12 protein-coding genes are annotated in these 13,376 nt (G+C 67.8%); 4 read left to right on the top strand and 8 right to left on the bottom strand.

From position 1 onward, the window contains the following. Positions 1-9 precede the first annotated feature (9 nt). Together LGR69_RS28085 and LGR69_RS28080 are read right to left on the bottom strand one after the other, a co-directional pair. Positions 10-1,575, bottom strand: coding sequence for a DHA2 family efflux MFS transporter permease subunit (locus LGR69_RS28085; RefSeq protein WP_230368096.1), 1,566 nt, complete (start codon positions 1,573-1,575; stop codon positions 10-12). Next, on the bottom strand, positions 1,572-2,876 hold the full coding sequence (locus tag LGR69_RS28080) for an HlyD family secretion protein (protein WP_230368095.1): 1,305 nt from the start codon (positions 2,874-2,876) through the stop codon (positions 1,572-1,574). Before LGR69_RS28080 ends, LGR69_RS28085 begins: the two co-directional genes overlap by 4 nt. 179 nt (positions 2,877-3,055) lie before the next feature. Between LGR69_RS28080 and LGR69_RS28075 the strand changes: the two genes are divergently transcribed. Continuing rightward, a complete protein-coding gene (locus LGR69_RS28075) occupies positions 3,056-3,742 on the top strand; it encodes a TetR/AcrR family transcriptional regulator (RefSeq protein ID WP_230368094.1) in 687 nt (228 codons plus the stop codon). Here the strand turns inward: LGR69_RS28075 and LGR69_RS28070 are convergent. The 4 genes from LGR69_RS28070 to LGR69_RS28055 form a co-directional block, all read right to left on the bottom strand. Then, positions 3,725-5,011 carry an NAD(P)/FAD-dependent oxidoreductase gene (locus tag LGR69_RS28070; protein ID WP_230368093.1) on the bottom strand — a complete coding sequence of 429 codons (1,287 nt, stop codon included), beginning with the start codon at positions 5,009-5,011 and terminating at the stop codon, positions 3,725-3,727. The two genes, LGR69_RS28075 and LGR69_RS28070, sit on opposite strands and share 18 nt — an antisense overlap. Positions 5,012-5,236: 225 nt before the next feature. Beyond that, positions 5,237-5,929 (bottom strand): DUF4142 domain-containing protein, encoded by a 693-nt coding sequence (locus tag LGR69_RS28065; protein WP_230368092.1) that lies wholly within the window; start codon positions 5,927-5,929, stop codon positions 5,237-5,239. 550 nt (positions 5,930-6,479) lie between these two features. Continuing rightward, entirely contained in the window at positions 6,480-6,902 is a 423-nt protein-coding gene (locus LGR69_RS28060) for a hypothetical protein (RefSeq protein ID WP_230368091.1), read from the bottom strand. Positions 6,903-6,980: 78 nt separating this feature from the next. Continuing rightward, a complete protein-coding gene (locus tag LGR69_RS28055) occupies positions 6,981-7,241 on the bottom strand; it encodes a hypothetical protein (protein WP_230368090.1) in 261 nt (86 codons plus the stop codon). A gap of 211 nt (positions 7,242-7,452) precedes the next feature. Between LGR69_RS28055 and LGR69_RS28050 the strand changes: the two genes are divergently transcribed. After that, positions 7,453-7,833 carry a TonB C-terminal domain-containing protein gene (locus LGR69_RS28050; protein WP_230368089.1) on the top strand — a complete coding sequence of 127 codons (381 nt, stop codon included), beginning with the start codon at positions 7,453-7,455 and terminating at the stop codon, positions 7,831-7,833. Positions 7,834-7,926: 93 nt separating this feature from the next. On the opposite strand, the gene LGR69_RS28045 is transcribed toward LGR69_RS28050, so the two are convergent. Then, positions 7,927-8,403: a hypothetical protein gene (locus tag LGR69_RS28045; protein WP_230368088.1), complete on the bottom strand. Its 477-nt coding sequence runs from the start codon at positions 8,401-8,403 to the stop codon at positions 7,927-7,929. A gap of 425 nt (positions 8,404-8,828) precedes the next feature. Then, entirely contained in the window at positions 8,829-10,094 is a 1,266-nt protein-coding gene (locus tag LGR69_RS28040) for a flavin monoamine oxidase family protein (protein ID WP_230368087.1), read from the bottom strand. 212 nt (positions 10,095-10,306) lie between these two features. On the opposite strand from LGR69_RS28040, the gene LGR69_RS28035 reads away from it, so the two are divergent. Together LGR69_RS28035 and LGR69_RS28030 are read left to right on the top strand one after the other, a co-directional pair. Continuing rightward, positions 10,307-11,797 (top strand): AAA family ATPase, encoded by a 1,491-nt coding sequence (locus LGR69_RS28035; protein ID WP_230368086.1) that lies wholly within the window; start codon positions 10,307-10,309, stop codon positions 11,795-11,797. Positions 11,798-11,918: 121 nt separating this feature from the next. Beyond that, the gene (locus tag LGR69_RS28030) at positions 11,919-13,259 is read left to right on the top strand and encodes an anti-phage deoxyguanosine triphosphatase (RefSeq protein ID WP_230368085.1); all 1,341 of its coding nucleotides are present in this window, start codon (positions 11,919-11,921) and stop codon (positions 13,257-13,259) included. The last annotated feature ends 117 nt before the right edge of the window (positions 13,260-13,376 follow it).

Here is a 13,376-nt window from a genome sequence, read left to right as displayed (position 1 = left end):
GCGGCGGCCTCAGTGCATCGCCACCGGGCCGCCCTTCGGCGGCGGGCGCAGGAAAAGGACGAGGGGCAGGACCGCGAGCAGGATCCAGCCGAAGACGAAGAACAGGTCGGAGAAGGTCATCACGGTCGCCTGCGCACCGATCATCCGCTTCAGGCCGCCGAGCGCCTGCCGCATGGCCTCCGGGCCACCGGGGCCGACCATGGCGTCGATGCGGTCCTGGACGATCACCGAGTTCGCCCGAACGGACTCCTCCAGGCGCGCGTTGTGGAAGTCGTCTCGGCGCTGCTGCAGGGTCGAGATCAGGGCGAGGCCGAAGGAACCCCCGAGGTTGCGCGCCCCGTTGAACAGGCCGGAGGCGTCCTCGGCCTTGTCCTGGTCGACGGCGGTGGCCGCGGCCTGGTTGAGGAACAGCAGGGCGAAGGCCTGCCCGACGCCGCGCAGCAACTGCGACATGACGAATTGCTGGCCGGCGTCCTCCGTGGTGAGGCCGGCTTCCATGAAGCAACTGGCGGCATAACAGAGGATGCCGAACCCGATGGCGACCCGGATGTCGAGGATCCGTACCAGCAGGGGGAAGAACGGCATGAACAGGAGCGTGGGCACGCCCGAGATCAGGACGACGTAGCCCGACTGCTCGGAGTTGTAGCGCGGCACTTGGCTGAGGAACTGCGGGATCAGGTAGAGGATGCCGTAGAGCGCCCCGCCGATGGCGAAGCTCATCAGGAACACGCTGCCGAAGCTGCGCGTGAACAGGATGCGCATGTCGATGACGGGCTCGCGCGCCGTCACCTGCCCGAGGATGATTAGGACGAAGCCGCAGGCGGCGGCGACGCTGAACCAGACGATGAACGAGGACTCGAACCACTGCTCGCGCTGGCCCTCCTCCAACACGATGGTCAGGCAGCCGAGCCCGACGGCGAGCCCGACGATGCCGAGCCAGTCCCCTTGCGCGATGCGCCCGAGTTGCGCCGGCTTGTGGGGCAGGCCGACGAGCAGGAGCACGACGAGGCCGATGCCGATGGGCAGGTTGAGGAAGAACGAATAGTGCCAGCTGACGTTCTCGGTGAGCCAGCCGCCGATCAGTGGGCCGAGCACGGGGCCGAGCACGGCCGTCAGCCCGAACAGGGCGACGCCGACCGGGCGCTGCGCCGGCGGCAGACGCGTCGAGACGATGCTGAGCGCCGTCGGGATCATGGCGCCGCCGGTGAAGCCCTGGCCGACGCGTCCGACGATCATCGTGCCGAGGTTTCCCGAGATGCCGCACAGCATCGAGAAGCCGACGAACAGGATGGTCATGACCAGGAGGAAGCTGCGCAGCCCGAACACCTTCTCCAGCCACCCGGACAGCGGGATCATAATGATCTCGGCCACGAGATAGGAGGTCGAGATCCAGGTGCCCTCCGAGCCCGACGCTCCGATCTCGCCCTGGATGGTCGGGAGGGCCGCGTTGACGATGGAGGTGTCGAGCGTCGCCATCAGCGCGCCGATGGTGCCGGCGGCCACCGCGAGCCACGCGGCCGCGTCCGCCTTCTCGCCGCCTTGCGAATTGCGTGCGGATGGGCTGGCCGCACTCATGGACGGGCCTTCGCGTTGCGCGTCCGCTGGGTCGGCTGGGCCCCGGGGCCGGCCTCGGAGACCTTCGTCTCATCGGCCTCCTCGTCATCCTCCTCCTGGTCGTCCCGGGCTCCGCGGGTATCGACGGAGACGACGACGGACAGGCCCGGGATCAGGACCTTGCGCGCCTCGCCGCCGGCCTTGAAGCGGATGCGGACAGGCACGCGCTGGACGATCTTGGTGAAGTTGCCGGTGGCGTTCTCCGGCGGGATCAGGGCGAACTGTGCGCCCGTCCCCGGCGAGAAGCTCGCCACCCGCCCCTTGAGGTCGTGGCTCGACAGGGCATCGACCGCGATGGTCACCGGCTGGCCGACCCGCATCAACCCGATCTGGGTCTCCTTGTAGTTCGCCTCGATGTAGAGGTCCTCGACCGGAACCACCGCCATCAGCCGGGTGCTGCCCTGGACGTACTGGCCGATGCGGGCGGTGAGGTCGCCGACGCGACCGGCGATGGGGCTTTTCACCACCGCATGATCGAGGTCGAGCCGGGCCTGCGTCACCCCGGCCCGGGCCTGGTCGACGGCCGCCTTGGCCTGCGTGACGGCGGCCTTCAGGGAGGCGACTTGCTTCTCGGCGGACTGGACCTGAGCCTGGTTGACGTCGACCTGCGCTTGGTTCTGTTCGGCCTGGCTCTTGTACTGGTCGAGTTTCTCCACCGTGTCCGCGCCCGACGCGGCCAGCGGCTTGTAGCGCCGGACCTGCTCGGCGGAGAACTTCGCGGTGACCTGCGAGGCCGCGACCTGGGCCTTCGCCTGATCGATCTGAGCCTGTTGGCGGACGAGGTCGGCCTCGGCCCGTGCGACGTCTGCCTGGCGGGCGTCGACCTGCGCCTGCTGCTGAGCGAGCTTGGCGCGGTACTGCCCATCGTCGACGGTCGCAAGGACCTGCCCGGCGGTGACGATCTGGTTGGCCACGACCGGCACCGTCGCGACATAGCCGGAGACTTGGGGAGAGATCGCCACCTGGTCGGCCTGGACGTAGGCGTCGTTCGTCTCCTGAATGAACCGCCCGACGGTCCAGTATCGGAAACCCCAGATTCCACCGCCGACGAGGACGGCGAGGCCGAGCAGGACGAGCAGGCCCTTCACCCAGGTTTTTTTCAGCGGCGAGGGTTTTTTGTCCCCACCGCTCTTCTCCTCCCCGGTCGAACCGGAATCGTCGGAACGGCCGGGGTCGAAGCTGCCCTCCTCGGACCTGTCGTCGTCCGACCGCTCGGTCCCATTGGGGGGCGCCCGGCCTTCGTCCTCTTCCGCGCGCGCCATCAGAAATCTATCCGAAACAAAGAAACTGTTTCGTTCCCTATAGCGTTCGTTGCAGGACCGCAACGGTGTAGGTTGAGCGGGTGACACGCCCTGCGCAGGGTGCGGGTGCCCCTCTAGCCTTTACAGCCAAGCCGAAGCATAATGTTCTGAGCACGTTTCCGTGAGCGGGAGGGTTCCCAGTGAACGCCAAGGAAGTGACGAAGCGGACTCCGAGCCGGCTCGGACGCCCCCCTCGCGGATCGGAGGGCGATGCGACCCTGCGCATCCTGGCGGCGGCGAAGCCCGTCTTCCTGTCGGAGGGCTACGAGGCGGCCAGCATCGACGCCATCGCCGGCTCGGCGGGCATCTCCAAGAAGACCATCTACGCGCGGTTCAGCTCCAAGGAAGACCTCTTCGAGGCCGTCATCGTGCGGTTCATCGAGGAGAACGTTCCAGCCATCGAGTCTGCGGCTTCGCAGGCCGGCCCGGTAGCGGAGCGGCTCCACCGCATCGCGCTCGCAACGCTGGAGGTCGCCCTCAGCGTCGACTCCATCGCCGTTCGACGTATCATCGTCGCCGAGGCCGCACGTTTCCCGGAATTCGCCCGGCTACTGCACGATTTCGGGATCGTCCGTGTAGCCCCGCTGATCGAGCGATGCCTGGAGGAAGGCAATGCCTCCGGCGAGATCGCGGTCGACGACGTCAGGCACACGGGCGACATGTTCCTCAGCATCGCCATTCGCGGTTTCGTCGACATGGCGGAGCTCGGCTTGGAGCGCCCGGGCATGTCCCATGTGAAGCGGGAGACGCTCAAGCGCTGCGTCGACTTCTTCATGGCGGCGTGCCGGGAGGGCCTGCCCCGCACCGGGTCAGTCGGGCCGCGCTGAGGGCCTGACCCGACGGCCGAGCGTGTCGAGCATCCAGAGCAGCATGCCCTTCGCGAGACCGTGGAGACGGACCTGGAAGGCTCGGTACAGCATGGCATGTCCGAACTGCGCCACCCGACCGCGCAGGAAGCCGCCGTCGAACAGGCCGAAGCGCCCGAGCGTCCCGTAGGCGTCGAAGCCTCCCAACGTCACCAACGATCCGAAGTCATGGTACTCGGCAGGAGGAGCGGGCCGGCCCGCAATGAGCTCGGGCAGGTGCCGGCCCAGATACCGGGACTGCTGGCTCGCGGCCTGTGCCGTCGTCGGTACGGGCTGCCGGCGCCCGGGGAGGCAAGGACTGGCGCAGTCGCCGAGCGCGAAGATGCGCGGGTCCGCCTCGACGGCCAGGGTCGGCCCGACCACGAGCCGGCCGCCGTGACCACGTTCGAGATCCGCGAACGCGTCGAGCAGGGCCGGCGCCTTCACGCCCGCCGCCCACACCATCAGGTCCGCATCGATGCGGTCGCCGCTCTCGGTCCGGAAGCCAGTACGGTCCACGGCGGCGACGCGGGTTGATGTTCGAACCTCGATGCCGAGCTGTTCGAGTTTCCGGCGGGCCGCGACGGCGACGCGTACGGGGAACGGACCGAGCAGGCGGTGTCCGGATTCGATCAGGACGATCCTGAGCCGCCCGGCGGCGCCGACGACGCCGTAGCGTTCCGCGACCCTCAAGGTCCGCACGAGCTCGGCCGCCAATTCGACCCCGGTCGCCCCGCCCCCGACGATCCCGACCGTCAGCGGCGATGTCGAGGCGGCGCTCCTCAGCATCTCGACACGGAGCCGGTCGTTGAAGGCGATCGCGTCCGAGAGGCCGTCGATCCGCACGCAATGCCGGTCGACGCCCGGCGTGCCGAAATCGTTCGCGCGGCTCCCGACCGCCAGGACCAGGGTATCGTAGGCGACGGAGCGTTCGGGAACCATGATCGACCCGTCCGCCCGGATCGCGGCGAGATGGACCAGGCGGGCATCGCGATCCACGCCGATTGCCTGGCCGAACTCGAAGCGGAATCCGTGGGTGAGCGCTTGGGCGGCGTAGACCGTCTGCTGCATGCCGGCCTCGGCGGTGCCGGCGGCGACGGTGTGGATCATCGGCTTCCAGACGTAGGCCGCTTCGCGATCCACCAAGGTGACCCGGAGCTTCACGCCGCCCGATGTCTTGCCGGCCAGTCGCGTCGCCAGGTCGAGACCCGCAACCCCGCCGCCGACCACCACCACCTCGTGTCGCCGCACCTGATGGCTTCCTCGTGCATGGTCGGGAGGGCACCTGGGATTGGCAGTCGATTTCACTCCGGATGCCCGCGACGGTGGTTCGCTGTCCGACGCGATGGAGGGACGGCCGACGGAACGATGGCGTGGTCACACCCGCCGTCCCCTCCGAACCGCCCCTCACGCCGATCCACCATCGCGTCGGGCGGAGCGACGAGCCTAGGCATTCGTCGCTCCGCCGTCGTTGCCTCAGAACGCGGCGTCGTCATCCTCGGCGGTCAGGCCTTGAAGGCGCGCCGACCCGTCGAACTCGTCCTGCAGCATCGGCGTGGCCTGGCGCGCGAACTGACGTCCCTGGGCGCTGTCGCCGGTCCGGGCGTATGCCTGGTACAGCTTGAGCGTCTCGGCATCGGAGGCGGCCTGCTGACCGGCGTAGGTTCGGTCGAAGGCGCGGCCGCGCGACGCGTCGAGGTCGGCGAGCTTCTTCTGCCGGACCGGATCGAGGGCGACCCGCTTGCCGGGCTCGGACGGCCGGTTGTCGACGACGCCGGTCACCGCACCGACGACGCCGCCGGCGATGGTGAGCGGAGCGGTGATGAGGCCCAGCGGCGAGTTGATGGAGCCCCGGCCCGCGTCGGCGACCACGAGCCCGTCCGGGGTCAGCGACGTGCCGGGCGGCAGGAGCGCGTCCGTGGTCGCCTGGCGGTTCGTGATGACCGTGTTGGCCTGGGCGCGGATCCTCGGGTTGTTGGAGCGTGCCAGCGCCAGGCGGCTGGCCTCGATGCTGTAGGCGTCGCCGCGCAGGGCCTCGGCACGGAACACGCTGGTGTTCACGTCGGGGGAGGCGGGCGAGAGGATGGAGGGACCGAAGTCCTGGGCGGACGCGGAGGCCGCCGTGGCGACAGACAGGAGCGCGATGGTCAAACGCGGGAGCATTTTCATGGAAGTTCGTCCTTTCCGGGAACGTCGCGATCCGTCCGGCTGGCAGCCGGCAGGGCGGATCGGCTCGTTGAGGATCACAACAATAAAGGCACGGCTCAGTTCCCTTTTTCGGTAGTTTTCGCGTCGCCCTTCGAACCGACATGGTGGGAGGCGGGTAGCGGGCCTGCTCGAAGGGTCGGGCAGGCGCTCGCCTGCCGGGTTCGGTCTCGGGAACGTCGGCGATGGGCAGCCCCCCTCCGGCGCGGGGCCGATGGGCGCCGGGGAGCACGGGATACGGGCTGGCGCGGATGCCGCCGGGGCGCCTACGATTGAACGTAGCGGACCATGATCTCGCCAGCGGCCCGCCGTCCGTATTCGGGGACGGCCTCGTGGCGGTGGGGCGGGACCAGGTCGGTGGGATCGCGGTCACCGAGGACGCCGCTGAGCTCCTCGGTCGTGAAACCGGCTTCAAGCGCTTCCCGGATCGCCCTGCGTGAATAGGGGCGCGCCTGCGGCCATGCGCTGACGCGTCCGTTCCCCTGCGAGCTTCGCTCCGAAGCCGGCCTCGGCATCAGTACCCGTCCGTCACGACGGCGGCGGGAAGCGGGCGACGCGATGCGACGCGGGCTTGCGAGGGGGGAAAGCCGCCGCCGGCGACCGACGTCGATGGCATCATGGCCGCGCCGGACGCGACCACCCCCGCCATCATGCGAAGGTCCTCCGGCTGGCTCGGGTCGGCGGCGACGCGCTCCGCTTCCACCTGCAGGCGCATGTTGCACGCCTTCGTCGGCAGGCCCTCGTCAGGTGTGCAGGCGTCGTGGCGGGCGCAGGCGGCATCGAGCGCATCGATGGGTGCGGCGGGGGCGTTGCTCCCGGGGCCGCAGTAGTTCCCATACAGAAGCAGCTTCGGCCTGCCTCCGGGCACCGTTTCCTGGGCGTGCGCCGGGAGTGCGAGGGTCGCGAGGAGCCCGAGGGCGAGCGTGAATCTGGGCATGGGTCTTTGTCTCCGGGTCGGCCGGGTTCATGAAAGGTTCGGCGGCGATGCCGCCGGTCGGGAGTGGTGGTCGCCGGCTCAGCGCAGGCTGGCAGAGCGCCGTGCCGCACCGTCGCGCGGGCCGACGTCGAACACGGCCCTGCAACCCGGGCTGAGGCTGGCCCGCTGAGCCTTCATGCAACTCACGATGCGCCCCCGGTCGGGTATCGAAGTCAGGCAGAGCCGCATGACGTCGCCGCGGCACAGCGCGGCCTGCTCATCCTCGCCGGCCCTCGAACTGGAGGACCCGGCGGCGAGGACACCCAGGGCCAGGAGGCAGTGGAGGGGAAACTTCGGCATCGTGTCGGTTCCGTGTCGTTGGTCCGGGCACACGCTCCCGACTCGGTCCGACGGGAAACGTTAAAGACACTGTTCTGTTCCTTTATCGTTGTGCCATCGCCGGCGCCTCTGGCAACATGCTCCGGCGATGGGTCCCTGCGCCGATCCAAGCCGCAGGGACCAAATCGCGCCCACCCGGACACGGGCGGGCCCACGAGGGAACTCGACTGACATGCTGTCACGTATCGCGGCGGGCGCCTTCTGCGTCGCAACCCTGATCACCCTGGCCTCCGCTAAGGATGCCGTCGGTCGCGCCGGCCGTGCGTGGGTGGCGGACGTGGTGGAACGCGTCGAGGGTGCGGCTGCGCTGGTGGCGGGGACGTCGAGGTCACGGAAGGCCCGGACGGTCGACGTCCATATCCGCGTCGCCGCCGATGGCACCGTGCTGGATGTGAGGTTCGGGAACCCGCCGCCTCCGGAAAGCATCGGGAAGCGTCTCAAGGCGGCTGTCGCGGCGGCGGCGCCATTCGGCCCGCCTCCGAGCGAGTTGCTCGCTCCCGACGGCGTGACGGACCTCGATTTCCCGGTGAGGATGGCAGTCCCGGGCCGATAGCGTACCGGCCCCGTCGCCGCGTCCGCGCGCCTACGGCGTATCCATCAGATATGCGTGGCCGGCTGCGCGAGGGGGCAGAGCGCAGCCGGCCACCTATCGCACCGTCACGCGACGTGACGTGACGACTCTGTCGAGCGGCAGGTTCAGTGGGCCTCCACGGGGCCCGCCGTCCGCTGCGGCTTCTTGAGGATGGCCACGACGCCAAAGCTGAGCACGAAGCTGACGCCGGAGGTAGAATCCGTCCGCGCAGGCCATGACGGTAGCCTTTCGGCGCACCTGGCTCGCCAGCATGCCGATGGCGGCGCCCTTGGCAGCGGCTTGGTCGGCGATGTGACCGTGCAGTCCGGCGGCCAAAGCCGCGAGGCGGTCCTGGGTGCGGGTCGCATTCACCGTGATCGCCTCCGCCAGCACCGAGAAGTGCATGTGCTCGCGCCGGTCGATCATCGTCGTGAGCATGGCGATGCCGATGGAGCCGCCGAGATTGTGCATCATGTTCGAGAGCGCCGAGGCATCGGCTGTGTCGCGCGGGGCGAGGCCCGCCGTCGACAGCTGAGAGAGCGGGATCGTCAAGAGCGGCTGGGCAATGGCCTAGTACAAGGAGCATGAGATCGGTCCCTCAAAAAACCTCGCGTTCGGTATCCATCGCCACGTTGGCCTTAGACTGGCGATGAACCTTACGCAGCGATTTAGCGGTAAGACTGAGTGGTTCCTCCCTGAAGGTGCTGCTGGCGACGCCGACCTTCAAAGCGACGAATGACTACGCGCGCTGCGTATGCAGATATCATCGCCGCTGCTTTCCGACCTGCTTTGCCTTCTCGGTGAGCTTTTTAACAGGTGGGGCTGTACTTGGGCAATGAATAGGTTTTCGTCGAGTTTCATCTCAGTTCATGTCTGCTCTCGGGCAGCCCACATAGGGGCATGTACGACCGGGTTGGGTCGGAAGCAGCCTCTCGCAACGAGCGTCAGCGGACACCCTGTGACCACGACCTGGCCGGTCAGGAGACTGCGCGCACCGATCCGCGCCTCCTCTTCGAGAGGGAAGATAGGGCCTCATCGGCGGCCCTTTGCCCGCTGTCGTGAGCCCCATGCGCCGTCGTGAAGTCCTGGGGGTGTGTCGCCTCGCCCGCGAAGAAGAGCCGGTCCTCGAAAGGCAGGGCCAAACGCGCCCGCGCATCGGATCGACCCGGAAGCGCGCAACTATACGCGCCGCCGATGGACGCCATTCGGCTCCACGACGTCGCCGCGATGGGCCGGATCGCCGATGCCACGTCGCTGCCGAACAGGGCGGTCAGCTCGGCCGAGACATAAGCGAAGCCGGCGGCCGGACCCTCCTCATCCAGGATGCGGGCTCCTTCGCCGCCGAGGAACGCCTCAATGACCGGCCAGCCGTTGGGGCGGATCGAATAGGAGGCGGACCTCGCGTCATGCAGGTCGCCGTAGGCATGCGAGTCCGGCTCGAACGCGGCATCGCGTCCGATCTCCAGGAAGACCTTCTCGTTTCGCCCGAGAGGCAGGGCGGCGGCGGCCTCGCGCCAGGGTTCGGTCCCAGCGGGAAGGCGGATCGCGTCCCCGGCGAGAACCGCTGTCGAGCTGGTGATGATGGCGACCCGGGCGCGGACCGTACCGGCGCGGGTGGTGACGGCGACGCCATCCGCCGTCAGGTCGATCCGTTCGGCGGGGGTGGCCAGTCGCAGGGTGGTCGAGGACGGCAGGCTGGCGGCGACCAGCGTGCCGTAGCCTAGTGGCAGGTTCCAGTTCTTACCCGTCGAGGCATCGTCGTAGGCGAGGTAATTGGTCGCGGAGATCTGTTCGGGCGCCATACCGCTCATGAAGCCTGCAATGGCCCGCACGTAGGCGTTCCACGTACCGCCTGGCTCAAGGGCGTCGCTGGCCCGGTCGCTGCCCGCCGCCACCATGCGGAGTCGCTCCTCCCAGTCGCCGTATGCCCTCCACGCCGCGGCCTGACCCTCCTCGTCCTGGACGATGCCGGGGTGCGCCTTGGTCCAAGGAGGGTCACTGCGGTCGACCGGAAAGCCGGATGCCTCGGCGATGTCGACCCAGGCGTTGCGGTCGCCGGAGTGGAGCCACTCGCAGCCGAGATCGAGCGGGTAGCCTCCCAGGTTCTGCGTGTACGCGCGGCCTCCAAGGCGGGCTGACGCCTCAAGCAGCAAGGCCGAAGTGCCATGAGCCGCAAGCCGCCGCGCGGCGCCGATGCCGGCGGCGCCTCCCCCTACGATGATGACGTCGAACTCGCTGGCCATGAGGCCAAGGTGAGGTCGGCCCATACGGCTTCCAAGGTTCGTGCGTCCGTAGCCCGCAATCGTGGAGGCAACCCGTCGTCTGGCCGAGCTGCACACAGGGCTTCGGCGTGCAGGGGGACTAGCGATACTACATCTGACCCGTCGCTCCTCACGGCCGTCGTTCCGGACGACGAAAGGACGGCCTTGCAATTCCGATAATCCAGATTATGATAATGGGGATTATCGAGATAGACGGCATGGAATTCATCGGCAGGCAGATCGAGCTCGACGTCCTGGCAGACGAGTACGCCAGCGAGGTCCCGGCCCTGGTCATGGTCTACGGGCGCCGCCGCGTGGGTAAGTCCAGGCTGATCCAAGAGTCGGCCAAGGCCCGTCCCCACGTCTATTTCCAGGCCACCAAGGTCGAGGCATCGGCGAACCTGGCGCAGTTCCAAGCCGAGATCGCGCAGTCGCTGGGAGCCGATCCACGCATCGAGGGCATCTCCGACTGGACGGGGACGCTGAGGTTCCTCGCGCGGCATGCCGCCGAGAAGGCCCCGGGGCTCGTCGTCATGCTGGACGAGTTCCCGTACCTCGTGGAGGGGGACAAGGCCCTGCCGTCGGTGCTCCAAAAGTTCTGGGACAGCCGCGTGGCCGAGGCGGGCGCGCTGAAGCTCGTCCTATGCGGTTCGGCCATCGCCCAGATGGAAATCCTGCAGGCGGAGAGCAACCCGCTCTACGGCCGCAAGACCCGCTCGCTCGACATCGGCCCCCTTCCCCTCCGGGACGCGGCGAACTTCTTCCCGGGATGGCCCGACGTGGACAAGGTGACCGCCTACGCCATCTTCGGCGGCATCCCGCACTATTTGCGCGCCGTCGATCCACGTGCCCCCCTCGGGAAGAACGTCCTTCGGCTGCTCTTCACGCCTTCGGGACGCTTCGTCGAGGAGCCAACCAACATCCTCCAGTCGGAGGTCGGTCGGGTCAACCGTTACTCAAGCATCATCTCGGCCATCGCGCACGGGCTCAACACCGGCTCCCAGATCGCGAACCGCATCCCCGAGACGAAGGCGACGTCAGGGGTTTCGTCCTACCTGGAGACCCTGACAGGTCTGCGCATCCTGCGGCGCGAGAACTCCATGGACGCGACCCCGAGGGAAAGGGACAGCCGCTACGTCGTGGCGGACCCGATGATGGCGTTCTGGCACCGTTTCGTCCTGCCGAACGCGTCGGCGGTCGCCCGCGACGCCGGCGTCGAGGTGATGAGGCGACAGGTTCAACCCAAGCTCCCGGAGTACATGGGCGGTGCCTTCGAGGAGATTTGCCGGGAGCACGCGAGGTCGCACCTTCAGGAGATGACGGGCGTCCCGGCGCAACGGATCGGCCAGGAATGGGGTCACGCCGGCTTCGATCTCGACATTGCCGGCTTCGACCTCGATGGGAACGCGATCTTCGGCGAGTGCAAATGGACCAATAGCGCCGTGGACCGGTCCGTCCTCGAAAGGCTTCGCGTGCGCGCCGAGGCCGCACGTTTCCCGCGAGGGGCGACCGGGCGGATCTTCCTGCTGTATTCACGCAGCGGGTTCACCGATGACGTCCGGGCACAGGCCGACGCCGACCCGACCCTGCATCTCGTGGATCTGCCGGACCTGCTCCACGCCCGCCCGCCGTCACCGCGGGACGAGCCCACGCAGGACGCGTCCTCCGAACCGTCGACTTGGTGAGCCGACGCTTGTCCGCACTGGAAGACCCGGGGAATCGGGGCCCCACCGCACCTCACGTGAACACATCCGGGGCTCCGTTCGGGAGGCCGCCGTAATCGCGTATTCTTCGAAGGAGGACGAAATGGTTTGGAACGAACGCTTCGAAAACTGGAAGCCACAGGTCGACGATGCCCGCGACGGGCCAGCGACCGACTACAGTCGGGTCATCCACTCAGCCTCGTTCCGTCGCCTCCAGGGCAAGACGCAGATCCTGAACCTTGGCGACAGCGACTTCTACAGGACGCGGCTCACCCATTCCCTGGAGGTGGCGCAGATCGCCGGCGGGGTCGCCCGGCACTTCGAGAAGGCGTTCCCCGGGCATGAGGCCTTCCCCCATATCCCGGATCTCAGCATGATCCAGGCCATAGGCATGACGCACGACCTGGGTCATCCCCCGTTCGGCCACGGAGGGGAGGTCGCCCTCAATTACTGCTTGCGGGACGACGGCGGCTTCGAAGGCAACGGCCAGACCCTGCGCATCCTGTCGAGGCTCGAAAAGTTCTCGAAGGACGCCGGCGCGAACCTGATGCGCCGGACCTTGCTCGGGGTACTGAAGTACCCCGTACCCTTCAGTCTCGCGCGAAATCCGGACATCAAGCCCGGCCTCCGTGCCGGTCCCCAGACCATCCGGATCATCGACCGTGAGGCGTCCAAGCCGCCGAAGTGCTACCTCGATTGTGAGCAGCCGGTCGTCGACTGGATCCTGAAGCCCCTCAGCGATGCTGACAGGACCGCCTTCACCAGCTTCGACGAGGTGGAGGGCAAGCACCGCAAGCCTCTCCATAAGTCCTTCGATTGCAGCATCATGGACATCGCCGACGACATCGGCTTCGGCGTCCACGACCTGGAGGATTCCGTCGCGATAGGACTTCTCACACGAGCGGATTTCGAGGCGAACGTGCCCGAGGCCGCATGCGCCGGCTTCCTGGCGCGTTTGGCGGACAAGTATCCCGAAGAGTTCACGAACGACGTCTACGGGCAGTTCCTGGATCGGCTGTTCGGTGACGGAGGTACGAGGAAGCGAACCATCGGGAGGATGGTCGCTTACCTCATCAACAGTTGCCTCATCGAGACGAGGGAGCCGTTCACGGAGCCGCTCATCCGCTTTCGTGCAGGCATCGCGCCCGAGGCCAGCACATTCCTGGAGGCGTTGAAGAAGCTCGTCCGCAAGGTCGTCATCTTCAGCCCGGGTGTCCAGCACCTTGAGTTCAAGGGACAGGGCATGGTCGTGGCGGTGTTCGAGGCCTTATCGTCCGAGCCGGATGCCTTTCTCCCGAAATCGACCTTCAAGGAATACGAGAGTGCTCGGGAGAAGCCGCGCGTGATTTGCGACTACATCGCCGGCATGACCGACGCCTACCTACTCAAGACCTACGAGCGGCTTTTCAGCCCCAGGATGGGCTCTGTCTTCGACCGTCTCTGAACGGGAGTGACGGTAGGCGGACAAAGCTCGGATGGCGCGAACCGGCCGTACGGGCAAGTGCCCGGCCGAATGCCAGCCGGGCGCCCCACCTTGCGTGCGATCCGCGCAAGGCGGGGC

It is taken from the genome of Methylobacterium brachiatum, assembly GCF_020523825.1.
Taxonomy (GTDB): Bacteria; Pseudomonadota; Alphaproteobacteria; order Rhizobiales; family Beijerinckiaceae; genus Methylobacterium; species Methylobacterium brachiatum.
Note: the sequence above shows the minus strand (reverse complement) of the source record. Positions and strands in the feature narration are given on the sequence as shown.

Bases quoted from the DNA above. Each gene is read 5' to 3' on its own strand.
- LGR69_RS28065 (WP_230368092.1), bottom strand. From the start codon at position 5,929: ATGAAAATGCTCCCGCGTTTGACCATCGCGCTCCTGTCTGTCGCCACG.
- LGR69_RS28035 (WP_230368086.1), top strand. From the start codon at position 10,307: ATGGGGATTATCGAGATAGACGGCATGGAATTCATCGGCAGGCAGATC.
- LGR69_RS28085 (WP_230368096.1), bottom strand. From the start codon at position 1,575: ATGAGTGCGGCCAGCCCATCCGCACGCAATTCGCAAGGCGGCGAGAAG.
- LGR69_RS28055 (WP_230368090.1), bottom strand. From the start codon at position 7,241: ATGCCGAAGTTTCCCCTCCACTGCCTCCTGGCCCTGGGTGTCCTCGCC.
- LGR69_RS28030 (WP_230368085.1), top strand. From the start codon at position 11,919: ATGGTTTGGAACGAACGCTTCGAAAACTGGAAGCCACAGGTCGACGAT.
- LGR69_RS28050 (WP_230368089.1), top strand. From the start codon at position 7,453: ATGCTGTCACGTATCGCGGCGGGCGCCTTCTGCGTCGCAACCCTGATC.
- LGR69_RS28040 (WP_230368087.1), bottom strand. From the start codon at position 10,094: ATGGCCAGCGAGTTCGACGTCATCATCGTAGGGGGAGGCGCCGCCGGC.
- LGR69_RS28060 (WP_230368091.1), bottom strand. From the start codon at position 6,902: ATGCCCAGATTCACGCTCGCCCTCGGGCTCCTCGCGACCCTCGCACTC.
- LGR69_RS28080 (WP_230368095.1), bottom strand. From the start codon at position 2,876: ATGGCGCGCGCGGAAGAGGACGAAGGCCGGGCGCCCCCCAATGGGACC.